This is a genomic window from Trichocoleus sp. FACHB-262, from assembly GCF_014696035.1.
GTDB lineage: Bacteria > Cyanobacteriota > Cyanobacteriia > FACHB-46 > FACHB-46 > Trichocoleus.
In genome coordinates this window covers 36,743-62,538 of record NZ_JACJPK010000027.1, presented here as the reverse complement: position 1 = coordinate 62,538, position 25,796 = coordinate 36,743, and the positions used below count along the sequence as shown (strand labels likewise).

General features: G+C 48.9%; 18 protein-coding genes. 14 read left to right on the top strand and 4 right to left on the bottom strand.

Going from position 1 to position 25,796, the window contains the following annotated elements:
• The first annotated feature begins 182 nt into the window (after positions 1-182).
• The 5 genes from H6F68_RS28910 (at position 183) to H6F68_RS05455 (ending at position 4,959) form a co-directional block, all read left to right on the top strand.
• Positions 183-584 carry a hypothetical protein gene (locus tag H6F68_RS28910; protein WP_242065365.1) on the top strand — a complete coding sequence of 134 codons (402 nt, stop codon included), beginning with the start codon at positions 183-185 and terminating at the stop codon, positions 582-584.
• Positions 585-688: 104 nt separating this feature from the next.
• Positions 689-1,426 carry a DUF2993 domain-containing protein gene (locus H6F68_RS05470; protein WP_190441809.1) on the top strand — a complete coding sequence of 246 codons (738 nt, stop codon included), beginning with the start codon at positions 689-691 and terminating at the stop codon, positions 1,424-1,426.
• A gap of 144 nt (positions 1,427-1,570) precedes the next feature.
• On the top strand, positions 1,571-2,095 hold the full coding sequence (locus H6F68_RS05465; RefSeq protein WP_190557115.1) for a DUF2231 domain-containing protein: 525 nt from the start codon (positions 1,571-1,573) through the stop codon (positions 2,093-2,095).
• Positions 2,096-2,490: 395 nt separating this feature from the next.
• Positions 2,491-3,831: an ATP-binding protein gene (locus H6F68_RS05460; protein ID WP_190557113.1), complete on the top strand. Its 1,341-nt coding sequence runs from the start codon at positions 2,491-2,493 to the stop codon at positions 3,829-3,831.
• A 72-nt stretch (positions 3,832-3,903) separates the two neighbouring features.
• Entirely contained in the window at positions 3,904-4,959 is a 1,056-nt protein-coding gene (locus H6F68_RS05455; RefSeq protein ID WP_199299922.1) for a chemotaxis protein CheB, read from the top strand.
• 34 nt (positions 4,960-4,993) lie between these two features.
• Here the strand turns inward: H6F68_RS05455 and H6F68_RS05450 are convergent, their stop codons facing one another.
• Positions 4,994-5,575: a hypothetical protein gene (locus tag H6F68_RS05450; RefSeq protein WP_190557111.1), complete on the bottom strand. Its 582-nt coding sequence runs from the start codon at positions 5,573-5,575 to the stop codon at positions 4,994-4,996.
• Positions 5,576-5,750: 175 nt separating this feature from the next.
• Here H6F68_RS05450 and H6F68_RS05445 point away from each other — a divergent pair, with 175 nt between their 5' ends.
• Positions 5,751-7,610: a CheR family methyltransferase gene (locus tag H6F68_RS05445; protein ID WP_190557109.1), complete on the top strand. Its 1,860-nt coding sequence runs from the start codon at positions 5,751-5,753 to the stop codon at positions 7,608-7,610.
• Here H6F68_RS05445 and H6F68_RS05440 read toward each other — a convergent pair.
• Positions 7,562-10,204 carry an MASE1 domain-containing protein gene (locus H6F68_RS05440; RefSeq protein ID WP_190557107.1) on the bottom strand — a complete coding sequence of 881 codons (2,643 nt, stop codon included), beginning with the start codon at positions 10,202-10,204 and terminating at the stop codon, positions 7,562-7,564. The genes H6F68_RS05445 and H6F68_RS05440 overlap by 49 nt on opposite strands.
• A gap of 196 nt (positions 10,205-10,400) precedes the next feature.
• On the opposite strand from H6F68_RS05440, the gene H6F68_RS05435 reads away from it, so the two are divergent.
• The 4 genes from H6F68_RS05435 (at position 10,401) to H6F68_RS05420 (ending at position 16,427) form a co-directional block, all read left to right on the top strand.
• Positions 10,401-10,601 carry a hypothetical protein gene (locus H6F68_RS05435; RefSeq protein WP_190557105.1) on the top strand — a complete coding sequence of 67 codons (201 nt, stop codon included), beginning with the start codon at positions 10,401-10,403 and terminating at the stop codon, positions 10,599-10,601.
• Positions 10,598-11,251 (top strand): response regulator transcription factor, encoded by a 654-nt coding sequence (locus tag H6F68_RS05430; RefSeq protein ID WP_190553947.1) that lies wholly within the window; start codon positions 10,598-10,600, stop codon positions 11,249-11,251. Before H6F68_RS05435 ends, H6F68_RS05430 begins: the two co-directional genes overlap by 4 nt.
• 155 nt (positions 11,252-11,406) lie before the next feature.
• Positions 11,407-14,112 carry a response regulator gene (locus H6F68_RS05425; RefSeq protein WP_190557103.1) on the top strand — a complete coding sequence of 902 codons (2,706 nt, stop codon included), beginning with the start codon at positions 11,407-11,409 and terminating at the stop codon, positions 14,110-14,112.
• Between the two features lie 437 nt (positions 14,113-14,549).
• A complete protein-coding gene (locus tag H6F68_RS05420) occupies positions 14,550-16,427 on the top strand; it encodes a GGDEF domain-containing response regulator (protein ID WP_190557101.1) in 1,878 nt (625 codons plus the stop codon).
• A 73-nt stretch (positions 16,428-16,500) separates the two neighbouring features.
• Here the strand turns inward: H6F68_RS05420 and H6F68_RS05415 are convergent, their stop codons facing one another.
• Entirely contained in the window at positions 16,501-18,987 is a 2,487-nt protein-coding gene (locus tag H6F68_RS05415; protein WP_190557099.1) for an ATP-dependent Clp protease ATP-binding subunit, read from the bottom strand.
• 270 nt (positions 18,988-19,257) lie between these two features.
• Between H6F68_RS05415 and H6F68_RS05410 the strand changes: the two genes are divergently transcribed.
• Positions 19,258-20,211: a PHP domain-containing protein gene (locus H6F68_RS05410; RefSeq protein WP_277876020.1), complete on the top strand. Its 954-nt coding sequence runs from the start codon at positions 19,258-19,260 to the stop codon at positions 20,209-20,211.
• A 34-nt stretch (positions 20,212-20,245) separates the two neighbouring features.
• Here H6F68_RS05410 and H6F68_RS05405 read toward each other — a convergent pair whose 3' ends face one another.
• Complete coding sequence (locus H6F68_RS05405) at positions 20,246-21,046, bottom strand: SDR family oxidoreductase (protein WP_190557097.1); 801 nt, start codon at positions 21,044-21,046, stop codon at positions 20,246-20,248.
• A 662-nt stretch (positions 21,047-21,708) separates the two neighbouring features.
• On the opposite strand from H6F68_RS05405, the gene H6F68_RS05400 reads away from it, so the two are divergent.
• From H6F68_RS05400 to H6F68_RS29580, 3 genes are all read left to right on the top strand, one after another.
• Positions 21,709-23,403 (top strand): hypothetical protein, encoded by a 1,695-nt coding sequence (locus tag H6F68_RS05400; protein WP_190557095.1) that lies wholly within the window; start codon positions 21,709-21,711, stop codon positions 23,401-23,403.
• A gap of 102 nt (positions 23,404-23,505) precedes the next feature.
• On the top strand, positions 23,506-24,078 hold the full coding sequence (locus H6F68_RS05395) for a DUF11 domain-containing protein (protein WP_190553941.1): 573 nt from the start codon (positions 23,506-23,508) through the stop codon (positions 24,076-24,078).
• A gap of 190 nt (positions 24,079-24,268) precedes the next feature.
• The gene (locus tag H6F68_RS29580; protein WP_313930026.1) at positions 24,269-25,789 is read left to right on the top strand and encodes a hypothetical protein; all 1,521 of its coding nucleotides are present in this window, start codon (positions 24,269-24,271) and stop codon (positions 25,787-25,789) included.
• Positions 25,790-25,796 lie beyond the last annotated feature (7 nt).

Genomic DNA, 25,796 nt, shown 5'->3' with positions numbered 1-25,796 from the left:
TTCAGCTTCAGACTAAGTTTTAGCTCATGCCTGATGTGCTGAAGATAACTTAGACAAATTGATCGAGCTATATGCGATCGCCCTATATTCACCCTATCACTCACACTCCTATCATCCACACTCAATAGTGATTGTGGCTGCTGAATAATACGAACCTCAACCATAAAAAAACGGAGACGTTTATGACTGGCCGTCACTCCTCAATTTCGGGACGAGCGGAAGAGTCCGCAGGGGATTCTAGCCAAAAGCCAGTAGGGGCTTATACGAAGGAGCAGTACTTACGGAATTGCTCAGTGTTTGATCGCACTTGGGAGCAGGCGATCGCTAATTCGGTTGGTTTGCCTGATGCAGGAGTCGGCTCAGCAGTCACGCAACCTCAATTTCACCTTAGTCAGCAAGTCTACTTTGTGGGTGGGCAAGGAACGGTGAAATATTGCCAACCTTATGCCCAGACTTGGGCCTACTTAGTAGAGATGGAACTTGGCCCCGAACCAGAGATGGGTCGGATTGGCAGCGAAGCGACGATTTTGCTGAATGAGGCAGAAATTTATGCTTCGGTGGATCTGTGTCTGGTCGTAAGTTAGATTATGCCTCCTTTTGTCTCTCTGTCGTGGTGTAGATACATGCACCGGAGACAATGGCCTAGAGTGAGGGCGAACAGTTGGAATTTTTTAAAGCAGCACTTAATATGCCAGATCTCGGAGAACAAGCCATCAGCAAGGTGGCAGAAGTAGGAATTTCTAGCCAGCTTGATGAAGTAGAAGAGATTAATGTTGATATCCGCACTGACCCCCTTAAGATGATGCAGGGGCAGGTGGATTCAGTGGCGATCGACGGCAAAGGGATGGTAATGCAGGAAGATCTGCGCATGGAAGAAATGCAGATCACCACTGGTAGCATTTCTATCAATCCTTTGAGTGCTGCTTTTGGCAAAATTGAATTACAGCGACCGACGGAAGCAGATGTTCATGTCGTTCTCACCGCAGAAGACATGAACCGCGCTTTTAACTCAGACTTTATTCGAGAGAAGCTGCAAAACTTGCCAGTGACCATTGATGGTCAGCAAACGACCGTAAATGCTGAGCAAGTAGGATTTTGCATGCCGAGTGCTGGTAAATTTGCCATCAGTGCCAACGTGAAAGTAGCAAGCTCTGGTGAGAGCAAGCAAGTTGCTTTTACGGCCACTCCTAAGGTTGCGGATGGAGGCCAACGAATTGCTCTAGAAGATGTGGAGTACTCGGAAGGGGAAGGTTTATCTCCAGAACTCACCACTGCCTTGTTAGAGCAAGCAACCTCTTTATTAGATTTACGCAATTTTGCGTTAGAAGGCATGTCCCTGCGGTTAAAGCAGTTGAATGTGCAAGAGGGACGCTTAACACTAGAAGCTAATGCTCTTGTAGAGCAGTTTCCCTCCGGAGAGAGTTAAATAACTGAACTTGGCTAAACATCGCATCGTCTTCACTTTGGAGTCATGGGATGTTTAGCTGTTTTTACTGGTTGGATCATGTCCAAATTAGTAAAAACAGTAAGATTTGAGTTATTACGTAGTTGAAACCTAAGGAGACCAATTATGGTACAGACCCCCAATATTCCACCTATTATTGAAAGCGAAGAAAGCGACTATCGTGATAATGGCATCGTCAGTACTGTGGCGATCGCGGGCCATCCTTTGCATCCATTAATCGTAACTTTTCCGATCGCAGTTTTGGTTTTAGCCGCAGGTACAGATTTCGCCTACTGGCTGACCCAGGATGCTTTTTGGGCTAGAGCTTCTTTTTGGTTATTAGCCGTTGGGTTAATCTCAGGTGTGGTAGCTGCAATCACCGGGATGATGGACTTCCTGAAGATCGAGCGCGTTCGCAAGCGTACAGCAGGTTGGGCGCATATGTCTTTGAATGTGGCAGTGCTGTTACTCTCGATCGCTAACTTTGCATTGCGCTGGGGCAATACCACAGGTGCAATTTTACCAACAGGGATCATTATTTCAACAATTGTTGCAGCGCTCTTAGGTCTTTCTGGTTGGTATGGAGCTGAACTCGTTTACCGCCATAAAATTGCTGTCATTGGTTATACTGATAGACAAAGCAGCACTTAGGATTGATTGGAGCTTTTTAAGAACCTTAAAATTTTCGTGGTAGGTAATATCGTAAGACGAGGGATAGGTTTTTACCTGTCCCTTTTTTGTGTTTTCTAATCATGTTTTACGTGGCTTTTCAGGTTATCTTTAAATGTTTTGCAAAGGAAATTTGAGATAATCGCTTCTATTTCCAACGATTTGAAAGTCTCTGCTTTAAGACTGAAAATCAAATTTCGGGATCTTATTATGATTGGGTGTATTAAATAATTTAGAAGCTAGTTGGCGTTTTGCTTGATTAATCCTTGTGGCTTCAGTAAACTACATGGCACTTGGATTAAGTATTCTTCTTTACTGGCCACTAGTTCTTTAAACTCAACTCTCTTTAAACAAACCCATTTTTTACCAAGGATCACATGAATGCCAAGTGCAACGAGAGCATGTTGGCTCAGCGACTTGAAGTAGTAACCCAACACGCTGAGAAACTAGTTGATAAGGCTCAGAACCTACTCGAGCAGCATCCAGAGATCCTGATCGAGTGTTTAACAGAACTCCAACTGGCTCTAGAAGAACTGCGCGTGGCCGAGGAGGAGTTGTGCCAGCAAAATGAAGAACTTCAGATAGCTCGGGCAGTCATAGAAATTGAGCGGCAGCGCTATCTAGACCTGTTTGAGTCTGCGCCCGATGGCTACTTGGTGACTGATCTCTATGGAGTTGTGCAAGAAGCCAATCAAGCCGCAGCTCGCTTACTCAATATTGACCCGATGTATCTGGTTGGTAAGCCGATTGCAACTTTTGTGCCAGAAGAGGCCCGGCGTGGGTTTCGCTCTGTGGTTAATCAGCTACCCCAAATTAGCCGGGTGCAGGAGTGGGAAGTACAGTTGCAGGGCTGGAGGAGCGATCGCTTTGATGCAGCCTTGACCGTGGAAGCAGCTCGTTGCCCCTCTGATGGCAAAGCGATCGCCCTACGGTGGCTGGTGCGGGACATTACCAGCCGCAAGCAAGCTGAATCAAAAATTCAGCAGTTACAAATGCAAAATCTCCACCTCGTCGAGGCCGATCGCCTAAAATCGCAGTTTATGGCGACGATGTCTCACGAACTCCGCACTCCGATGAATGCGATTCTGGGGTTTTCCGATTTGCTCTTGCGTCAGTTTGACCCAGGGCAACAGCGACAGCAACGAGCCATGCTGGAGTGCATTTTTAGAAATGGCAAACATCTGTTGGACATGATTGAGGAAATCTTGGACTTCTCCAAGCTCGAAGAAAACCATTTAACACTCAAGCTAGAAGTCCTAGATTTAGCTCAACTCGTACAGGCTATCGCAGCAGAAATGTCTGCCCTGGCGGAGGAAAAGCATCTGAAGTTCAAAGTGCATGTGGCCCAACCCAATATTGCGATCGTCAACGACTCAGGCCGACTGCGGCAGATTTTGATCAATTTGGTTTCAAACGCAATTAAGTTTACTGACAGCGGCAGCGTCTATTTAGAAGTGCACGAGTTGTCGAGAGAGCAAATCGTGATTACCGTCAGTGATACGGGCATGGGTATTGATCCCGTCAACCAGGCGCATATTTTTGAAGCTTTTCGCCAATTAGATCAGTCGATCGCTCGACGACATAACGGCACAGGTTTGGGCCTCTCGATCACCAATGCTCTAGTGCAACTAATGCAAGGCCAAATTACAGTCGAGAGTCAGATCGGACGAGGCTCAACCTTTCGCGTAGAACTGCCGCGCCGCCTCAGCCTAGGCTAAAGCTGCCTGTAGGGGGACGAGCTTCTAGATATATTTTGATACTTTCGAAGTACCCCCTCATTTCAACTTACTTTGACTCAGGCTGCTAACCACAATGCTGATAGTAATAAAGATCTAGATGTACCGTTTGCGATTGTGATCGGTGCCTCGGCGGGCGGGGTGGAAGCGCTTGTGCGACTGGTCAAAAAACTACCTGCAAATCTCTCAGCGGCAGTTTTTATAGTGGTGCACTTCCCGCCTTACGGTAAGAGTGTTTTACCTCAAATTCTCAACCGTTCTGGATCTTTGCTGGCTAAACATGCCGAAGATGGAGATGGCATTTTGCCAGGGCACATTTACGTTGCGCCCCCAGGCTACCATTTGCTACTCAGGCAAAATTCTATGTTTCTGAGTCATGGCCCCCGCGAAAACGGCCACCGACCTGCCATTGATCTGTTATTTCGTTCAGCCGCTAGAGCTTACCAATCGCGTGCCATTGGCGTAGTGCTATCTGGAGCTTTGGACGATGGCACCGTAGGTTTGGAGCTGATTAAATCCAAAGGTGGCATTGCGATCGCTCAAGACCCAAATGAAGCAGTATTCGATAGCATGCCTCGTAGTGCGATCGCGAATGTAGAGATAGATTATGTGTTGCCTGCTACCGACATCGCCTCCATTTTAACTAAGTTAGTGTCTAGCCCTCTGACGGAGAAACCTATGCCCCCCGATGAAACTCAGATCGAACAAGAAGCGGAGGTGGTTGCCGCAGATAAAGCTGCTTCAGAGCAGGGGGAGAATGCTAACAGAGCTTCCGCAGTTACTTGCCCGGAGTGTGGAGGTGTGCTTTGGGAAATCCGCAACGATAATTTGGTGCGCTTCCGCTGCCACGTGGGGCATGCTTACTCCCTGGATAGCTTAATCTCCGAGCAAGCCGATATGGTAGAGCAAGCTCTCTGGGCCGCAGTTCGAGCCTTAGAAGAAAAAGCAGCCTTGGCGCGGCGGATGTCCTCTCATGCTCGCCAACAAAATTATGCTCACACCGAAAATCAGTTTCAGGAGCGGGCCCATGAGGCTGAGAAAAGCGCTAATTTATTGCGTCAAATTTTATTTCAAAGCTCCAGAAATTCAGAAGCCAACCAAGCCAGCTAAACGATAACCCGCTAGCTCGGCCCTCTTTCCTGCTTCATCCCTCCTGCTTTATCCTGCCTCTTTCCCTGACTCTCCCTCCTGCTTCCTCGCCATACAAACTCAGCGTCTGCTGCATCTCTCCCCAGATCTGTTCCTGCTCTTGCATGGCTTGTCGCACCTTTTCTTCTGCTTGGTAGGCTGTTTCCGCAGCTTGTCTTGCTGCTTCTGCTGCTTCGCGTGCAACTTCGGCAGCTTGCCTCGCCTGTTCAGATGTTTTTCGTAAAGCTTCGGTCATTTGCCTTAGCTCTTCAGCCGTCTGCCGCAGTTCTTCATTAGTTTTCCGAGCCAGTTCCGCTTCTTGGCGTAAGGCTTCTCGGGCTTGCCTAACTACTTCTGCTTGATTGCGCCACTCTTCTACAGTTAATCGGTTGGTCTCATTCGCTTCGCGCTGTTGTTCTTGAGACTGCCGCAGTTCTTCATTAATCTGTCGCTGGTCTTCGGCAGTGTCTTGCGGGCCAGTTTGGGCTCGCCATCCCTGCTCTGTGCCAGCGGGCCATCCTGCTGCCAAGGAGTCTGCGCTGGTTGGCTCTTGTTGCATTGCGATCGCTGCTCCTCGCTGGGTGAGATCTCGCTCCACTGCCTGAGTTGCTTAGCAGGACTTCGGCACTATCTGTCAAAATTAGAAGCAGTAGGCTAAGCAGTAACGGTTAACTTGCAGACTTCGGTCTTACTTCCTCTATGATGCTGTGAGCCATGCCAACTCAAAAAATTTGCCCTCAACAGCATCTTTCTTCGTGCTTCCATCTTAAGCCATGAACTATTCCAGCGAAAATTCGGGGTTTGAAGCGTTACTACAATACATAAAGCAGAGCCGAGCCTTCGACTTTACAGGTTATAAACGCTCCAGCTTAATGCGCCGAGTGAATAAGCGGATGCAAACGGTGGGCATTAAGAAGTACGACGATTATCTGGATTATTTAGAAGTCCATCCAGATGAGTTTAATTCGCTTTTTAATACGCTGTTGATCAACGTCACCTCATTCTTTCGCGATCGCCCGACTTGGGACTATATCGGCAGCACCATTATCCCTCGCATCCTGGCTGACAAAAAATCTGGCGACCCGATTCGGATTTGGAGCGCTGCTTGTGCTTCAGGTGAGGAAGCTTATACGATCGCGATCGTCATGGCCCAACTGATTGGGATGGAGCAATTTCGGGAGCGGGTAAAGATTTACGCCACCGATGTCGATGAGGAAGCGCTGAGCCAAGCTCGCCAAGCAATTTATCCAAAACGAGATTTAGAGGGCTTATCTCCAGAAGAGATCGAGCTGTTTTTTGAGCCTGTGGGCAACTTTTACAGTTTTCGGAAAGAATTACGGCGATCGGTGATTTTTGGCCGCCACGATTTAACCCAGGACGCTCCCATTTCTCGAGTTGATTTACTCATCTGCCGCAACGCCTTGATGTATTTCAATGCCGACACGCAGGCTAAAATTATTACTCGCTTTCACTTCGCCCTCCGAGATCACGCATTTTTGTGTTTGGGCAAAGCAGAAATGCTCCTTACCTATGCCAATACCTTCGCCCCAGTCGAACTGAAACGCCGGATCTTTACAAAAGTACCCAGATTAAATTCACGCGATCAGCTCCTGCCCATGAAAACAGGAAATAGTAGTACGAGTAGTGAGCCTGACAATAGCTATCACATTCAAAACGTCGCTTTCGATCGTGGTCCCCTAGCTTCTTTAGTCGTGAATGCTGAAGGTTTATTAACCTTGGTGAATGAACAAGCGCGGGTGCTATTTAACCTCACAACTCGTGATATTGGTCGGCCTTTACAAGACCTAGAAGTCTCTTACCGTCCCCTTGAGTTACGCTCTTGTATCAACCAAGTTTATAGTGAGCGCCGCCCCTTCAGCTTCAGAGACGTAGAATGGTTGGCTGCTCAAGGAGAAAAGGTATTTCTAGATGTCCGAATAGAACCCCTGCTAGATCAAGAAACCTACATCTTGGGCGTTAGCATTACCTTCACAGATGTCTCCCGCTACAAACGACTGCAAGGGGAGCTAGAGCATTCCAACCAAGAGTTAGAGACGGCCTATGAAGAGCTGCAATGTGCTAATGAAGAGCTAGAAACGACCAACGAGGAATTGCAATCCAGCAACGAAGAATTGGAAACAACCAACGAGGAATTGCAGGCCACCAACGAAGAGTTGGAGACCATGAATGAAGAGTTGCAAGCCACCAACGAAGAACTCTATACCGTCAATGACGAACTGCACCGCCGCGGCGATGAGCTGAATCAGGCAAATGCTTTTTTAGAATCTATTTTGAGCAGCTTGAAGGGCGGTGTGGTGGTGGTAGACCGAGACTTACATATTCAAATTTGGAACTATAGATCTGAGGACTTGTGGGGGTTACGCACTGGGGAAGCCTTGGGCCAAAACTTTTTGAATCTAGATATTGGTCTGCCTGTGGAGCAATTGAGACAATCAATGCGGGCTTGTCTCACAGCTGACACGACTAGCGCTACTGAAATCACGCTGGATGCCATCAATCGTCGTGGCAGACAGATTAAATGTCATGTGAGTTGCGCCCCTTTATTGGGTATCACGAGCCAAGTTCAAGGCGTGATTTTGCTAATGGAAGACCGCAGCGAAGGAGAGTTGTAAACGGTTTCAGCCGTCAAACCTGCTAAGGCTGGCTTCGTCAGCGGTAAGACAAACCAGAACTTAGCACCTGTGCCAGGCACACTCTCCACCCCAACTCGGCCTCCATGAGCCGTAATAATTTGCCGACAAAGATAAAGTCCCAAACCGATTCCGGTTAAATGAGGATTGTCTAGCCCCCGGACATAGAGCTTAAAGAGGCGATCGCAAACCTCCGGTCCCATGCCCACGCCGTTGTCCTCAACACTACAACGAATTTGTTGGTCTTCTACCGTCGCCTTCAAGGTCAACTGCAAGCCAGGAGCATTGTGCTTTAGCGCATTAGTGATCAGGTTTTTGAAGACTTGCTCCAATTGTTGCGGGTCGGCAATCAGTGGCGGCAAATTGGCTGGCAAGAGATTGCAAACGGTTGCTTGGTTTCGCACCAACAACGGCTCCAATTCTTCTAAAAGGTCTTGCACCAAACCATCTAAGCGCACCGCCTCATAAGATAAAGCCATTGGTTGACTTTCACTCGTTTGGTCTTCCAGTAAGGAGTTGATTAAGTTCAATTGGCGTTCGTTGCTTTGCACCATGCGATCCACCATCGATCGCATCACTGGCACTGAGTCGCCTGGCTTGTTCTGCAAATTCTTCAAAATCAACGACATGCCCATAATCGAAGTGCGGACATCGTGAGAGAAGGCATGCAAGAAAATATCCTTGAAGTGGTTTAAGTCTTGTAGCTCCTGCATTTTTTGTTGCAGTTGGGCGGTGCGCTCTTCGACTTGAGACTCTAGATTGGTGTTGAGCGCTTGTACTTGCTGATAAAGCTGACCTTGCTGGATGGCGATCGCGACCTGAATTGCTAATTGCTCTAGCAAATTCACTTCAAAGGGTTGCCACTGGCGAGGATGCTCGCACTGATTCGCCACCAACACCCACACTTCATCCCCCAAAATAATCGGCACACCCAAGCTCGCTTTCACCTGATATTGCTGGTAAAAAGCAGCAATTTTCGGCGTTGACTGGCTCAGAGCGACATCGTTGACCACACGGCTACAGCCTGAGGCAAACAAAGCTCGGAATTCTTGCACGCCTTCCTCGTCGTATTCCAAACACATCACCGAAGGCCAAGCCTCAGACACCGATTCTGCCAAAACATAGCCCTGCGCCTGATTGTCGAGATGACCAATATAAACGCGGTCTGCCTGAAGAAACTGCCGTACCTCAGTAACGGTGGTGTTGAGCACCTGATCTAGCTCAAGCGATCGCCTAATTTTGAGGGCAATTTCCGTCAGTAATTGAGTACTGCGCAGGGCTTCATGGACTTGCTCCGAAGCCGCTTGCAGTTGAATTTCTGTTTGTTTGCGCTCGGTAATGTCTTGGACCGTTCCCGTGACACTGTGGTCCGAAAAGGCGAGTTTCTCACACACCAGGCGCTCTGTGCCATCGGGGTACAAAATTCGATAATCAATGCGGCAGGGTTGGCGCTCCACCATTGCTTGTGCCAACGCTTGCTCAACGCGATCGCGATCGTCAGGATGGATGGCTTGTAGCGCCTGCTCCGGATCAGGAGGAAAGGTTTTGGGCACAAACCCCAGAATGCGATATAGCTCGTCGGACCACCGTAATTGCTGCTGGCCCCAATCTAAGTCCCAGTTACCGAGTTGAGCAATCCGTTGGGCATTGGCTAAGCTGGCTTCACTTTTCTGCAACAGCTCAGCGGTGGTTTGGCGCTCGCCCACAGCCCCAGCCAAAACCAAAGCGGTAGTCGTCACCACTCCCATAAAAGCTTGCAAAAACAGCACGGCTTGATTCAGGTGCTCGGCCTTAGCGAAGAAAGGCCCATGCCCGTGAAACGCCTCAAAAATTGCAATGCCAGAGACCACCAAGCTAGCTAATACTGCCCCCGACGGCCCAAAGCGCAGCGCCCCCCATACCACTAGAGGAAACGGTAAATATTCCAGTGGATAATGAGCGATCGCTGCTTGGGGCTCGGAGCCAAAAACAACCCAACTCACGACACACAAGAGACTTAACCAGACTGCTCCCTCAACCCGCTGCCCAGGCTTCTGAAACAAAGCTGGCCACTGGCGACAAATCAGCAATGCGGGTGTAGCAACCAAAATGCCCATGCAGTCGCCTAACCAGAGCGTCCACCCGTTTTCCCAGGCTTGACTCCACTGCATCCAGCCCAGTGAACCCTCAATCAGGGTACTCCAAGTCGCATTAATCAGTGGGGCACACAGCGCAGCAACAATTAAGCCCCAGACATCTTGCAAACGGTCTAAGCTAGGCCGAAATCCTAAACGCCGCAGTGCGATCGCCGCTACCACTGCTTCTGCCACACTGCCCCAAGACGAAACAAAAGAATGACCCGCAGAGCCGCCCAAGGACTGCACCAGCAAGAAATCCCCTAGAATCACGCCTGGCCATAGCCATGATCCCCGTAATAAAAACGCAGCTAAGGCAATGCCTGCCGGAGGCCAGAGCGGTGTTGCATTGGCATTCAGCCCGATCATAGAAATCGAGATTTTAGCCGTGGCAAAGTATGCGATCGCCAATAGAGCGACCGAACACAAATATTGCAGAACTTGAGGACGCTTTAAGCGCATAGGTGCCAGCCGAAAAGCAAAGATAACGGGCAGGAGGTTTGTATCGTCTAACTACGCTCTAAGCCAGGAACTCAGCGCCACACCAAGTGAAAGGCGGATAGAAGCAAATACAGTGCTATCCCACCTCTGGCCGAGTAGCCAGTCACTTCCTCTCTAGATTGACCCACTTACGAGCAATTTCACTTCCTCCAGTAGGATGAGCCAACCCGAATCACCAAAACGGGTGTTGTACGTCCGGCGATCGCCCTCCATTGTTTGTAAAGATTATGCTATGGGTCGCATCCTTTTATGGATGAGTCAGCTTGAAGCTGATTTAATCGATTTATTCAACCACATCACCCTGTCAGCCACACTATCCGACATTGTGATTTTTTTGTTTGTCCTTAAACCTTTATGAATGTGTCCTCCAATTCTGCTCCCTTACGAATCCTGCTTGTCGAAGACGATCCCATGATGCAGTTGGGGTTGGAGCAAGCCTTGGCTGACTACCCCGAATTTGCAGTCGTGGGTCAAGCGGATGATGGTTACCTGGGCGTGGAAGCAGCAATCCGACTCAAGCCAGACTTAGTGGTTATGGATATTGGATTGCCTCGATTAGATGGCATTGCCGCAACTCAACAAATTAAAGCAGCCTTACCAGAAGTCCGGGTGGTGGTGCTGACCTCCCACACCACTGAAACTGAAATTGTGGCAGCCCTCTCTAGTGGAGCCGATGCCTATTGTATTAAAGGCTCTAGCGTCGATCGCCTGCTGACCGCGATTAAAGCCGCCCAAGAAGGAGCTACTTACCTCGACCCGCAAATTGCCCGTCGAGTCATTGAGCATCTCAAGCCTCCTGTCTCATCAAGCCACTTGGGGCAATTGTCGCAACGAGAACTAGACGTACTGCGGCTGATGGTAGACGGGAAAACGAATCCCGAAATTGCTGAAGCTCTATACCTCAGTCCTAACACGATCAAGACTCATATTCGCGGCATCATGAATAAGCTGGCAGTAGACGATCGCGTGCAAGCTGCGGTAGTTGCCCTACGCTCTGGCTTGGTCTAGCCCCTTTATCATCTTTTTAAGCTTCAAATGCCTGCTACAAGCAAACAACATGTTCCGGAATGGGAACTTTGAGAAAAAGCGCACAGAATAGTTATAGATGGCTGTTCTCACACAATTAATGCGCGGCTCAGTGGCAGGAGATTAGAAGCAATCGCATGGCTGGCACTCATAACTTTGGCTTAGTGGCACTTTCAGTCGCGATCGCTGCCGTGTCAGCCACCCTATGGCTGACAGTACAGGCAAAAAAGCCATTCTCATCTCTAAGACAAAAGCTAACTATAGCTTTACGCAACTGGCTTGCCGACTCGTCTTCTAGCCATCTAGGGATACAGCAGCAAGCCCTACCAGCAATTGAACTACAGCCAGCGGCAACAGCCCTCAAGATCAACCAAGGCTTTCTAGACCAAATCTTTCACCGAGCTGCTGATCCGATTTTTGTCAAAGATCAACAGCATCGTTGGATCCTCGTCAACGACGCCTTTTGCCAAATCATGGGCTATCCCCGTGAGGGCTTGCTTGGCAAATCCGACTATGACTTCTTGGCTCAAGCAGAAGCAGGGCGGATTTGGGATGATGACAACTTAGTGTTGACCACAGGCCTAGAACACGAAACCGAAGAAACCTTAACCGACCGCGCTGGAATCGTCCGAACTCTGTTAACGAAAAAAATTTCCTTTACCGATGCTGCGGGCAATCCAGCCTTGCTCGGCATCATGCGAGATATCACTGAGCGCAAACAGATGGAGTTAGCACTGCAACAAACCGTCGAGCGGGAGCAGGCTGGTGCTAGAGTGATTCAGCGCATGCGCCAAACGTTGGATTTGGCTAACATCTTTAATGCCACGACCCAAGAGCTACGACAGGTAGTCAACTGCGATCGCACCCTTGTCTACCGCTTTAAACCGGACTGGAGCGGGGAACTAGTTTCTGAATCGGTTGCTGAGGGATGGCGCACTCTGTTACTGGCTCAAACCTTCGAGCCCGAACTCACGAAGGCCGCAGTGATTAACCCTAACTGCCATGCCAGAGACCTCGGCAACGACACTAACCTCATTCAAGACAGCTACTTACAGTCCAGTCAAGGCGGCGTTTATCGCCGGGGTACTAGTCATCTTGCGGTTTCAGATGTTTACACAGCTGGGTTTGACACCTGCTATCTCGACCTACTGGAGAGCTTTCAAGCTCGCGCCTACGTGATTGTGCCAATTTTTTGCCATAGCCAACTCTGGGGTTTACTCGCAGCCTATCAAAACTCAGGCCCAAGGCATTGGGAAACCGCTGAAATTCAAATGGTAGTTCAGATTGGGATTCAACTAGGAGTGGCAATTCAGCAAGCCGAACTCCTAGCCCAAACTCAGCAACAGTCAAAAGAATTGCAGGCGGCGAAAGAAGCAGCAGATAAAGCGAACCAGGCTAAAAGTGACTTTCTCGCCAACATGAGCCATGAGCTACGCACTCCTCTCAATGCCATTCTCGGTTTCGCGCAATTGATGCATCATGCCAAGGGGATCACTTCCGAGTATCAACAATACTTAGACATCATTAGTCGGAGTGGCGAACATCTCCTGGAATTGATCAATGACATCTTAGAGATGGCAAAAATTGAAGCAGGTCGGAGTACGCTTCACGAAACTAGCTTCGATCTACACCGCTTGCTTGACAACTTGACGGAAATGCTCCAGTTGAAGGCGCGATCCAAAGGATTGCAGCTTACTTGCATCCGTACCACGGATGTCCCCCAACTGGTTAAGACTGATGCCAGCAAGTTACGTCAAGTCCTGATCAACTTGCTGGGGAATGCGATCAAGTTTACCGATCGCGGCCAAGTCACCCTCCGAGTCAGTCTGGATCAGAGCCACCTCACCACAGATTTCACTTCTCAATCGACCGACTCTAAATCGTCCAGTAAGACTCGCCTCATTTTTGAGGTAGAGGATACGGGGCCTGGGATCGCCCCCGATGAGCTTAATCAACTGTTTGAAGCATTTTGCCAAACAGCAGCAGGCTTAAAAATTGCTGGTGGTACTGGTTTGGGTTTGCCGATCAGTCAAAAGTTTGTGCAGCTCATGGGAGGTGAGATCACGGTCGAAAGTCAGCTAAGCCGTGGCAGTCTCTTCCACTTTGATATTCAAGTAGAAGCAGAGAATAGCCCGCCGATGGAAACAGAATCCTCGGCTAGGCAGCAAATCAGTGGCTTAGCTTTGGGGCAACCCCTCTATCGGATTTTGGTTGTGGAAGATAGCTCCACCAATCGATTTTTGCTTGTGCGGCTCCTCAGCCAAGTGGGGTTTGCGGTTGAAGCGGTAGAAAATGGTCAAGAGGCGCTAGCAGTCTGGCAACATTGGCAGCCCCATCTCATTTTTATGGATATGCAAATGCCAGTGATGGATGGTTATGAGGCGACCAAACGAATTAAACAGTCGCTGTCGGGACCCAAAACCGTTGTGGTGGCTCTGACTGCCAGTGCTTTTGAGGAGCAACGCCAAGATGTTTTCTTGGCAGGCTGTGATGATTTCGTTCGCAAACCTTTCCGCAAAGAGGCCCTCCTCGCAACCATTAGCCAGCATTTGGGCGTGCAGTATCTCTACGAAGAACTACCAGCGCTAGTAAACAATAGTGCTGTCAAAGCGGCGCAAATTGCTACACAGAAGGTTGATGTTAGCCAACAACTTGCCGCCATGCCGACAAATTGGGTGGCTCAATTGCATTACGCTGCTTCTCAATGCAGCGATCGCTTGATTACCGAACTCTTACAAGAAATTCCGACTGAATTTACCGCCCTAGCGCTGACCCTGACTGAATTATCTGAAAATTTTCGATTTGACCAAATTACCACCCTGACTCAGTCACAGGAGCAGTAGTACTTCATCAAATCAGGTTTGTGGGATTGGGTTGCACAATTCGCCCAACCCACACAAATTTCACGTTGGAATACTACTATAGGAGGAATGGAATATCCGCAACAAGACTGTCTAGAAAAAGGCTGCGAGTCAATCTGAGCCTAGCGATCGCCCAATTTCTACCCTTGGCTCAGTTCGGAATTAGATTAGCTTTGGGCATACTAAAAAATAATTCAATTTTTTTTGAACTTAATTGTATTAATCGAAAAATCAAAAAGTAATCGCAAGTTAATGAACTTAGTATGATCACAACCTTTAAATTTGCTTGAATCTAGATTAAACGTTTCTAGAATTTATGAATGAAATTACGAAGAAGCACTGTGATGATTGCTAATCACGGCACCGCTTATAGCAGCTAATCAAGCTAATCAAAGGGAAGTGAGAAGGCAAAAATCGTAATGAATGCTACCCAGACTGAGCCTATTCCAGCAGACATTCTTGTTGTAGATGACACCCCAGAGAATCTACGCCTTCTTGCCACTATTTTAGCTAAGGAAGGATATAACGTTCGCAAGGCCCTTAACGGTTCAATGGCGCTCACGGCTGTACAAACTGTGCAGCCAGACTTAATTTTGCTGGACATCATGATGCCCGGCATAGATGGGTATGAAGTCTGTTATCGCTTGAAAAGCAATCCACAGACAGCCAGGATTCCCATTATTTTCTTAAGTGCCTTGAGTGACGGTCTTGACAAGGCTAAAGCGTTTGATGGTGGCGGTGCAGACTACATTACTAAACCCTTTCAAGTTCAAGAAGTTTTGGCAAGGGTGCAGAATCAACTGACCTTAAAAGCTGTTGAACGCAAGAATGAGGAACTACAGGCTCAATTGGAAGCTAGGGTCAAAGAGCGCACTCACCAACTAGAAACGGCGAATCAAGAACTACAGCGAGAGGTCCAAGAGCGACAACAGCTCCAAGCAGAACTGCTAAAAATGGCCCTCAATGATGTGCTGACAGGTTTACCTAATCGGGCTTTATTTATGAAGCGGCTGGAGAAAGCCCTGCATCAAGCCCAGACAGATGTAGCGTATCAATTTGCGGTTTTGTTTCTTGACTGCGATCGCTTCAAAGTAGTCAATGATTCTCTTGGGCATTTCGTGGGGGATGAGTTGCTAGTGGCGATCGCCCGTCGTTTAGAGCAATCCCTGAGTTCCCAGCACACGCTGGCTCGCCTAGGGGGAGACGAGTTTGCGGTGCTGCTGACAGAGGTAGACGACCTCAATAGTGCAACTCAAGTGGCCGATCAGATCTTGGCTGCTTTAGCTCAGCCGTTTCAACTGGCTCGGCATGAGGTGTTTATCAATGCCAGTATTGGCATTACCCTCCACCAACCCGGATATGAAAAACCTGAGCACTTACTGCGAGATGCAGACACGGCTATGTATCGGGCGAAAGCGCTAGGCAGAGGGCAACATCAAGTTTTTGATCCGGTCATGCATACGAGGGCGCTCCAGCTTTTGCAGCTAGAAACAGACTTGCGCCGCGCCATCCAGCAGCAAGAGTTTGTGGTCCACTACCAGCCCATTGTCGAACTGAACCATAACCAACTGGTAGGGTTTGAGGCGTTAGTTCGTTGGCATCATCCTCAGCATGGTTTACTGTCCCCTGCAATCTTTATTCCAGTCGCAGAAGAAACAGGCTTGATTACTCAGATTGGTCATTGGGTCTTGGGAGAAGCTTGCCAACAACTCTGCAAGTGGCAACAAGGTAATCTAGATGGTCCTAATCTCTCGATCAGCGTTAATTTATCCGCACGGCAAGTCGCTCAACTCGACTTAGTTAAGCAAATAGATCAAGTCTTGGCCGACACTCAAGTCAATCCTCAGGCGTTGAAACTGGAGATTACTGAAAGTGTGATTATGGAGAATCCTCAATCTGCCAGCGTCATGTTTCAAGAACTGCGGGAACGACAGATTCAGCTCAGCATTGATGACTTTGGCACTGGTTATTCTTCTCTGAGTTACCTACACTCCTTTCCTCTGAATATTCTTAAGGTCGATCGCTCGTTTGTGCAGCGGATGACAGATAGCTCTGAAGGCTCGGGGTTAGTGCCTCTGATCATCAACATTGCCCATTCCCTAGGACTCACTGTAGTCGCTGAAGGCATTGAGACAACTCAACAACTGGCTCAGCTTAAAGCGCTCAATTGTGATTGCGGTCAGGGTTATCTGTTCTCTAAGCCTTTGACAGTGGAACAAGCAACTGAGCTAATTGTTAAAACGCCTCCCTGGTTAGACTCGAACCTCAATTCAGTGCCTTTAGCTGAAATTATTTAGTCAGTTGAGCAGCATAAAAAAGTCCCTGATTCTAGAACCAGGGACTGAGTGTAAAACTGAGCCTAAAGAGGTTTTATGCGATCGCTTCAGCTAGAGCGGGGGCTTCTGTTTGACTGACTTGGACTTGGCCGTCTTCGTCAACATCGACTAAGGCGATCGCGCCACTATGGATACGGCCTGAGAGAATCGCTTCGGCCAAGGCATCTTCTAGTAGACGAGTGATGGTTCGACGTAGCGATCGCGCGCCATAGGCAGGGTTGTAGCCTTCTGCCACTAAGCGATCTTTCATCCGCTCCGTGATTTGTAGGGTAATGCCCTGCTCCTCAGTGAGGCGAGTAGAGAGTTCGCGCACCATCAGATCCGAAATTTGCTTCACTTCCTCACGAATGAGTTGACGGAAGACAATGATCTCATCTAGACGGTTGAGCAGTTCTGGACGGAAGTACTGCTTCAGTTCCTCGTTGAGGAGGGATTTCACGCGGTTGTACTGCGCTTCGGCTTGAGTCTCGGTAGCGAGGTCGAAGCCAAGACCACCGCCACCTTTCTCGATCACACGAGAACCAATGTTCGAGGTCAAGATCAGCAGGGTGTTCTTGAAGTCTACGGTGCGGCCTTGGGAATCAGTCAGGCGGCCATCTTCGAGGATCTGCAACAGTAGGTTGAAGACATCGGGATGGGCTTTCTCGATCTCGTCAAACAGCACAACGGTGTAAGGCCGACGACGCACTGCTTCGGTGAGCTGACCACCTTCGTCATAACCGACGTAGCCCGGAGGCGAACCAACCAGCTTGGAGACGGTATGGCGCTCCATGTACTCAGACATGTCGAGGCGAATCATCGCGTCTTCGGAGCCGAAGAAGTAGGCAGCTAGAGCCTTGGTCAATTCTGTCTTACCAACTCCGGTAGGGCCAGAGAAGATAAAGCTCGCGATCGGACGATTGGGATCTTTCAAACCTACCCGTGCTCGACGGATGGCGCGAGAAACCGCAGTCACCGCTTCTTCTTGACCAATCAGGCGTTGATGCAGCGTATCTTCTAAGTGCAGCAACAACTCGGATTCTGACTCAGTCAGCTTGTTGACAGGCACCCCGGTCCAAGAAGCCACAATCTGGGCGATGTCTTCCTCATCGACGACCGGACGGCTAGAGAGCGCATTATTGACTTGCTTCTCAGCTTCCGTGACCGATTGAATCTCAGCTTCCAAAGCGAGTTCGTGATCGCGCAGTTGACCCGCTTGGTCAAAGTCCTGAGCCGCCACCGCTGTATTCTTGTCTTGCGTGACTTGCCGCAACTCTTGCTTCAGCGCTTTGGTGGCTGAAGTCTTGGAGTGGCTCAAGCGCACTCGTGAACCTGCCTCGTCGATCAGGTCAATGGCTTTGTCGGGCAAGAAGCGATCGGAGATGTAGCGATCGGCAAGCTTAGCGGCTGCTTCTAGCGCCAAATCGGCAATGGCGACTTTGTGGTGTTGCTCATAGCGATCGCGCAGTCCGTGCAGAATCTCAATCGTTTCGTCAACAGACGGCTCACCGACCATAATCGGCTGGAAACGACGCTCCAACGCGGCATCTTTCTCAATGTGCTTGCGATACTCATCTAGGGTGGTGGCACCAATGCACTGAAACTCACCCCGAGCTAGGGCAGGCTTAAGCAAGTTAGCAGCATCCATGCCGCCTTCCACACTACCCGCGCCCACCAAGGTATGAATTTCGTCAATCACGAGAATGACGTTTCCTGCTTGCCGCACTTCCTCGACGATGTTCTTGAGGCGTTCTTCAAAGTCTCCGCGATAACGAGTTCCAGAGACTAAAGAACCCATACTCAAGCTGATCACCTGCTTACCAAACAGAGTATCAGGCACAGCATGATCAGAAATCCGTTGAGCTAGACCTTCGGCGATCGCGGTTTTACCGACACCGGGTTCCCCGATTAGAACGGGGTTGTTCTTGGTGCGACGACCCAAAATTTGCACTGCCCGCTCAAGTTCTTTCTGGCGGCCAACCATCGGGTCAAGCTTGCCATCAATCGCCATTTGAGTCAGGTTAGTACCAAACTCTTCCAAAGTGCGGAGCTTGCTAGGGCGCTTGTCAAAACCGTTTTCTTGAGGACGAGCTGTCGCTACCGCAGGAGCGTTACCAATTGCTTCTAGAACCCGCGATCGCACTTCATCTTTGTCAATGCTCAACCGCTCCAGAACCTTAACCGCAACTCCTTCGCCATCACGGATTAAGCCCAGTAATAAGTGTTCCGGGCCGATGTAGTTGTGCCCTAACTGGCGAGCTTCTGCCAGAGCTGCTTCAAAAACTCGCTTGACTTTGGGGGTAAAGGGCAGTTCAGCAGGTACAAAGCCAGACCCCCGACCAATAATCTTTTCAACTTCAGCCCGAGCGTCTTTGAGGCTAACACCCAGGTGTAGTAGGACTTTAGCGGCAATTCCCGTTTTTTCGCCAATCAGTCCTAGGAGAATTTGCTCGGTTCCCACGAGGTTGTGTCCCAGACGACGTGCTTCTTCCTGGGATAGCATGACTGCCTTAATGGCCTTTTCTGTAAAAAGTTCGAACATGGTGAGTTTCCCTTACCGAGCGATTTCGGCTGCAAATAAAACGGCTGCACCGAGCAGTCCAGTAGATGGTTTAGCAGGGCTAGAAATGGTCAACATCAAAATCCGCATCTACTAACGCTCCAGTTACTCAGCCAGTAATCCAACAGGCAATCACCTCCAAGGAAAAGTAGCCTGTATGAAGTTTTGTTGATTTCCTTAGACTTACTGTAACGCTCCCTTACCCCTTTCGTGGTGAGGAGAACCGAAGTGGTAACCGGGTAGTTGCCGCCTATGGTCCCTGCTCCAACCCGACCCAGAGAACGTTATACTCAGCGATCGCGCCTCATCATCTCTAAAGAACCTTGGAAGCAGTCGATCGCTGTTGATTTAGCCGACAATAGAAAGATGCTCGAATTACATTGTCATACCACTTTCTCCGACGGTACGCTTACCCCCACAGAGCTAGTGGAGCTAGCCGCCAAAACGGGAGTCCAAGCGTTAGCCATCACTGACCACGATACTTTAGGCGGTTGGGACGAAGCCTTGGCTGCTGCCCCCATCCATGACTTAGAAATTGTGCCTGGGCTAGAACTCAGTACTGTGCATTGCGATCGCTCTCTACACATCTTAGGCTTCTATCCCGATCGCGACAAATTAGCAGCACCTTTAGCAGAGCGCTTAGCAGGTCGCAAGCGGCGGGCCGAGAAAATGGTAGCTAAGCTCGCCGAACTGGGCTACCCGATTCAGCTACCCCACCTCGGAGAAGGCATGGCTCCGGGCCGACCACATATTGCTGCGGCCTTAGTACAAGCTGGGCATGCTCCCTCTGTGCGGGAAGCGTTCGATCGATGGTTGGGAGATGACAAGCCCGCCTATGAACATTACGAGAAATTCTCCGCGATCGATGGCATTCGGTTATTACGCATGTGTGATGCCGTTCCGGTGTGGGCACATCCTTATCTATTCCGAGGCGGAGAGGTAGAAGAAACACTTCCAGGATTAGTTGCAGCGGGTCTAATGGGCATAGAAGTCTACCATCCGAACCACAGCCTGAAGCAGTCGCGGAAGCTAGAGAAGCTATGTATTCAGTATGGGTTACTCATGAGCGGTGGCAGTGACTTTCATGGCCCCCACCCCGACAGCAAGAATTCAAACAATACATCCTTGAATAGTTTGCGGATCTCCCTCTCTCTACTTCAACCCATCAAGCAAGCTGCATCAAACCTCCGTCAGCAAAAGAGCTGAAACGGGGTGGAGCGATCGCCCTCATCCAATCTCTTTATTGGGTTCGAGCTGCATTAGCGGCTAGGCGATCGACTAAGTTGGGTGCGACTAACTTCAACCATTGTCCCACTTTGCCTTTCAGCGTCATCACCTCTTCTCGCTGTCGTCGCTCCATCGCGCGGATAATCTGTTGTACACATTCCTCCACAGGCATCGTGTCTTTTCCTTCATCCCTAGGGCTATGTCCTAATGGTTTGCCATCTATCCCTAAAGCTCGCTCGCGGATATCTGTGGCCACAAATCCTGGAGACACGACCAAGACATCTACGCCCGTTCCTTGCAGTTCAATGCGGAGCGTGTCAAAGAATCCTTGCATGGCATGTTTACTCGCCACATATCCCGATCGCGTGGGTACTCCCTGCTTGCCACAGAGAGAAGAGATCGCCACTAATAATCCTTTGCTGGTCTTTAGGTAAGGAAGCGCGTGGTAAGTACAGTAGACTGCACCTAAATAATTAACTCGCATTACTTGCTCAAAAATAGAGAGGTCTGTAACCTCCTCGAACCGAGCGATCGCGCCGATACCAGCATTATTCACAAGGATGTCAATTCCGCCAAACTGCTGAACGGATTCATCAATTAAACGTTTGCAAGCATCCGGGTCAGTTACGTCTGTTGGAACTGCGATCGCGCGTCCTCCTTGTTGTTTGCAGGCTTCTACAGTTTCTGTCAGAGCTACCTCACTCCGAGCAGCTAAGACTAAGTTGGCTTGCTGTTGGGCCAGCGTAATTGCGAGTGCTCGGCCAATTCCATCTGAAGCACCTGTAAGGATAACTGTTTTATGATTAAAGCGCATAAGAAGGGTGCATTTCAAAAAGATCTAAAGGCATCCTACCGCGCAAAATCTAGCTCGGTTAAGTTTTGTATCCAGAGACAATGGCCCGAAAGGATTTTATTGAAATCAAAACAGTAGAATTACTGGCTTCGGATTTTGAAGATAGGGTCAGCAGCCTTCAAAGAGATGAAAACACTTAAAGCCGATTGTTTGTATAGCCTGCAAGTCAATAACAAATTAACAGTCATAGTAGCTTTGCTATTTATTTCTTAAGCTGTTGTATCTCGATTAAAAAATCCTTATTTACACTGATTTTGATTCATAAAACCTATGCAGTGAAGGAGCTTTAGCTACTTTAAGAGCTTTGCATATTGTGCTGAGAAGATATGCGCTATTCTGCTGAATCGTTTTTTTGATTTACAGCGAATACTAGTTTTTAAGGTTCCTAGAGCAGAAAATTTTAAGTTAATGATTCCACTTAATAGTTCAGGTTATCTCTTTGAAGTTGGTGCGAATTACTGATACTTAAATTCTAGTATTCTGGCTAATTGTTAATAACATCTCTGCTCAAGCTTGTAGTTAAGAGAATAAGAATTCTAGCTTTCAAAGGTTCCCGCAGTCTTCCACATCCTGGTCAAAAGGATTAGTCAAAGTAATACAAGAGGCATTATCCAGTGAAAAGAGTGAAGTCGAACAATAGAACTAGCGTCAAGCCTAAATTTAATTACCGCTCCCTAGTTGCAGGATTGTTCATTGCAGGTGGTGTGTTTCAACTGGTTACTCCGGTTCTAGCAGCTCCCGCAGCAAACACAACAATCAGCAACACAGCAACTGCGAGCTATACAGATCCAAGCACTGGCACAACTCTCAGCGCTACCTCCAACACTGTTACCGTGACAGTAGCCGAGGTTGCAGGTATTGACGTCAGCGCTTTAAATACTCCTGGTTCTGCTCAACCTGGTGGCACGCTTAACTACGACTTCAAAATCACCAACACTGGTAATGACCCCACTCGGCTCGTATTACCTAGTACTGCAAGCATCACTGGTACAGGTGCAGCAGGCGCATCTATCAGCCAGATCATCACCGCTGGCGCTGACGGTGTATTGGGCAACGCAGATGACCAAACTATCGCAGTTGGTGGTGCTCCATTACTGACTGGCTCAATCGCGGCTAACGGGATTATTAATGTCCGAGTTGTCCTTGCGATCGCCGCTAACGCTGCTCCTGGAACGGTTACGGTGGAATACGGTAAATCTGTCGATCCTACCAGCACCAACCAAGTGTATGCAGCTAATGGAGCTTTAGACATCTACACCAATGACAACACTGATCCGAGCACTGTGCCTGGTGAAGTAGCAGGTGCTCCGGTCAATGGCACTCGCGAAGATAGCGCCACTCTAGATGGTGTGATCGGTAACGTCGCTGGTGTCCTGAATGGAACTAATGGCAATGCGGCTGCTACAGGTGATGGCACCAATAACAACACTGACTTCACAAACAAAGCTGTGGCACCGACCGATAGCAAACCCGGTAGCACTGCTAACGATCCAGGTGTAGTCACCTTCACCAATACGCTCAGCAACACTGGTAATGCTCCTGCTACCTTCCTGTTACGCCCTAACGCACCAGGTAGCACTGTACCTGCCGGAACCACGGCAACTATTACTGCGGGAGGTACAACTGGAACCTTCACTTGGAATGGTACTGCTTGGACTGGTACACCAGTTACTGTAAGCGTCGCTCCTGGAACCCCTGTTAACTACACAGTTACTGTAGATTTACCTGCTGGCACGAAGCTCTCAACTGATCTCACAACTCCAGGTGATCTCACAAGCCCGACTGCTGCTGTGGTTGGTGGCTATGCAATGCCTATCCTCGCCTTTGTAGATAGCAACAATGATGGAATTGCTCAGGTAACAGAGCCTCAAAACCTCACGATTGAGCGCACTTATCTAGGTTATGTAGCAATGTACAAAGAAGCTCAAATCCTAGAGGCTGATGGCACCACCGTTGTTCAGGCTTTCACCACAGATGCTACTGCTTTAACAGGCAAACTCACGCCAGGACGTATTGTCGAGTATCGGATTTCCTACAAGAACATTTCCGAGACTGCTGCGGCCACCACGGGTAGTTCCATTCTCAATGCCACCAATCTCCAAATTGTAGAGGATGGCACCACAGGTAGTAACAACTGGGCGCTCGACCAAGATGGAAATACCATCATGGATACAGTTCACGTTTCTGGTATTGATGCTGGTGGAACAATTGTTACGACTGGTACTGATCCCAACATCACCAAGTATGTAGACACTATTTCTTCCCTAGCACCTGGTGCATCTGGCAAACTCGACATTCGTCGCAAGATGAGCAACTAAGCTCCGTTAGTCAAGATTGGGGCACTTTAAGTGGAGTGTCCCAATCACCTCTCCCTTCCCCCATCTCCCAACAAGTCCCTCACACTACTGCGAGAATTAATTATGAAACGCTCCTCTCTCATCGGTTTAAGTGCGATCGCCCTCGTTGCTTCCATTCCCTTCGTTAACGAACTACCTGTATCCGCTAGTTGGCTAAATCCTGGTACTAAGATTGCTCAAAACAATCAACGTCAAGCTCAGATGCAATTAGTTCTGAGCGCTGACAAAAAAATTGTGCAAAAAGATCAGCAAGGCAAAGAGAAAGTTACCTGGGAAGCGCTGAAAGGCAATGTAACCGTGCAGCCGGGAGACGTGCTTCGTTACACCTTGACTGGCGAAAACAAGAGCGATCGCCCCATCAAGGACCTCAAGCTAAATCAGCCTGTACCTCAAGGCATGGCTTATGTCATGAGTTCAGCAGCAATCAGCCCTAACGCTGGAACTCAAATCACCTATAGCATCGACCAAGGCAAGAGCTTTGTAGCTCAACCCCAAGTGTCAGTCAAGCAAGCTGATGGCAAAGTCGTCATGAAGCCCGCTCCCGCTGAAGCTTACACCAATATCCGTTGGACGATTGGCTCAGCCGTGGGTGCCAAGAGCACTCTGAAGGCAACTTACCAAGTCAAAGTTCGCTAAGCAAGCTTGAGGGCGATCGCTCTACACTTTCAGATTCGCCCTCAAATTCTCTTTTTATCTCTTTTATTTAAAGCTTTCAAGTTATTTTATATGTCCAATAAGCAGTCAGAGAAGTTTAGAACTGACTGCATAGGGATACTTGTGCCTTTGCGATCGCTACCCCTTCTGGGCTGACAAGGAGATCCGTTCCGTGATTCCACTTCCCACAAAACTTATATTTTCACTTAAAAATTGGAGCCAGTGGGCAGTTGCGATCGCGGTAGCAAGCAGCTTACAACATCCACTTCCAGGTTTAGCTAAAGGCATTACAACGACCCAACTCTCCAACCAAGCCACCTACACCTATAGCGATTCTGTTACTCAACAAATCTTTCAAGGAAGTTCTGCCTCAATTAGTAGCAGCGTTGAACGGTTAGTTGACCCGTTTGGACATATTCGTGGTTGTGCTGGAGAAGTTCTAAGTAGCTACGAGGGGTTTAGTATCGGAGTTTATGAAACCAATCCTAACGACCTGACGGGTGCCAGCTTGAGTGGTTTAGTATCGCTCACCAAAACTGAGCTACCTGATGTTGCCAATAACAGTATCCCTGCTGGGATTGCGCCTAATAGTGAAAATAGTAATCCCTTCTTTTTTACTAACAGTGATGAAGGCACCTACAACTTTCTCCTTGACCCGAAGCGCGGTCAGCTAGATGTAGGCAAAGCTTACATTCTCGTGATTAATCCACCCGAGAATGGCGGTTATAACCAACGCCGGATTCGCCTCACCATTACTGCTCGCACCAACGATACTGTTTCTTACACTGCTACATCACTAGATGGTAAACCCATCAGTAGCACTGATAATCGCTCCTCTGTGAGTGAGACTATTAATATTCAAAATGCGGAAGGTGCAGGTTTAGTCTTAGCGTTGCTCGATGTTGATGTTGACATATGTCAGTCTCAAGGCGTTCAAATTATTAAAACAGGCGATCGCGCGGCAGCAGAGCCAGGAGACACCGTTATCTATCGGCTCTCGATCAAGAATTTGGCGACTGCGGCAATTGACAATGTCGTGATTACAGATACTCTCCCAGTTGGGTTCAACTTCCGACCTGACTCAGTTCGCGCTGAAATTGCCAATCAACCAGTTGCAGTCACAACGAACCAGAATGGCTCGACTGTTACCTTTCAGCCCAATGTTTCCTTACTGCCTCAAGGTGACAATCAAAGTGCGGTTCTCAACATTGCCTACGCCGCTGTTCTCACGCCTGATGCGGTACGTGGCACAGGTCTCAACTCTGCGGTTGTCAGTGGCGATCGCGTTGATAACCGCCAAGGTGTGAAAGATGGACCTGCCACTCATCGCCTCCGGATTCGTTCTGGTATTTTGTCCGATTGTGGCACCATCATTGGTCGCGTCTTCGTAGACAAAAACTTTGATGGCGAACAACAACGAGGTGAACCAGGTGTTCCCAATGCTGTAGTGTTCATGGATGACGGCAATCGCATCACCACTGACCCCAACGGCTTGTTCTCCGTTTCTAATGTGATCTCTGGTTATCGTACTGGGGTACTAGACCTCACGAGCGTCTCCGGTTACACCTTTGCCCCCAATCTCTATGTCAAAGAACGCAATAGCCAATCTCGCCTAGTGCATCTACAACCAGGTGGCTTGGTCCGAATGAACTTCGCAGTGACCCCAGCTTCTAGCGAAACCAAAAACCAGTGAATATACT

Bases quoted from the DNA above. Each gene is read 5' to 3' on its own strand.
- H6F68_RS05425 (WP_190557103.1), top strand. From the start codon at position 11,407: ATGGCTGGCACTCATAACTTTGGCTTAGTGGCACTTTCAGTCGCGATC.
- H6F68_RS05460 (WP_190557113.1), top strand. From the start codon at position 2,491: ATGAATGCCAAGTGCAACGAGAGCATGTTGGCTCAGCGACTTGAAGTA.
- H6F68_RS05415 (WP_190557099.1), bottom strand. From the start codon at position 18,987: ATGTTCGAACTTTTTACAGAAAAGGCCATTAAGGCAGTCATGCTATCC.
- H6F68_RS05420 (WP_190557101.1), top strand. From the start codon at position 14,550: ATGAATGCTACCCAGACTGAGCCTATTCCAGCAGACATTCTTGTTGTA.
- H6F68_RS05440 (WP_190557107.1), bottom strand. From the start codon at position 10,204: ATGCGCTTAAAGCGTCCTCAAGTTCTGCAATATTTGTGTTCGGTCGCT.
- H6F68_RS05465 (WP_190557115.1), top strand. From the start codon at position 1,571: ATGGTACAGACCCCCAATATTCCACCTATTATTGAAAGCGAAGAAAGC.
- H6F68_RS05430 (WP_190553947.1), top strand. From the start codon at position 10,598: ATGAATGTGTCCTCCAATTCTGCTCCCTTACGAATCCTGCTTGTCGAA.
- H6F68_RS05470 (WP_190441809.1), top strand. From the start codon at position 689: ATGCCAGATCTCGGAGAACAAGCCATCAGCAAGGTGGCAGAAGTAGGA.
- H6F68_RS05435 (WP_190557105.1), top strand. From the start codon at position 10,401: ATGAGCCAACCCGAATCACCAAAACGGGTGTTGTACGTCCGGCGATCG.
- H6F68_RS05395 (WP_190553941.1), top strand. From the start codon at position 23,506: ATGAAACGCTCCTCTCTCATCGGTTTAAGTGCGATCGCCCTCGTTGCT.
- H6F68_RS05410 (WP_277876020.1), top strand. From the start codon at position 19,258: ATGGTCCCTGCTCCAACCCGACCCAGAGAACGTTATACTCAGCGATCG.
- H6F68_RS05445 (WP_190557109.1), top strand. From the start codon at position 5,751: ATGAACTATTCCAGCGAAAATTCGGGGTTTGAAGCGTTACTACAATAC.
- H6F68_RS05405 (WP_190557097.1), bottom strand. From the start codon at position 21,046: ATGCGCTTTAATCATAAAACAGTTATCCTTACAGGTGCTTCAGATGGA.
- H6F68_RS28910 (WP_242065365.1), top strand. From the start codon at position 183: ATGACTGGCCGTCACTCCTCAATTTCGGGACGAGCGGAAGAGTCCGCA.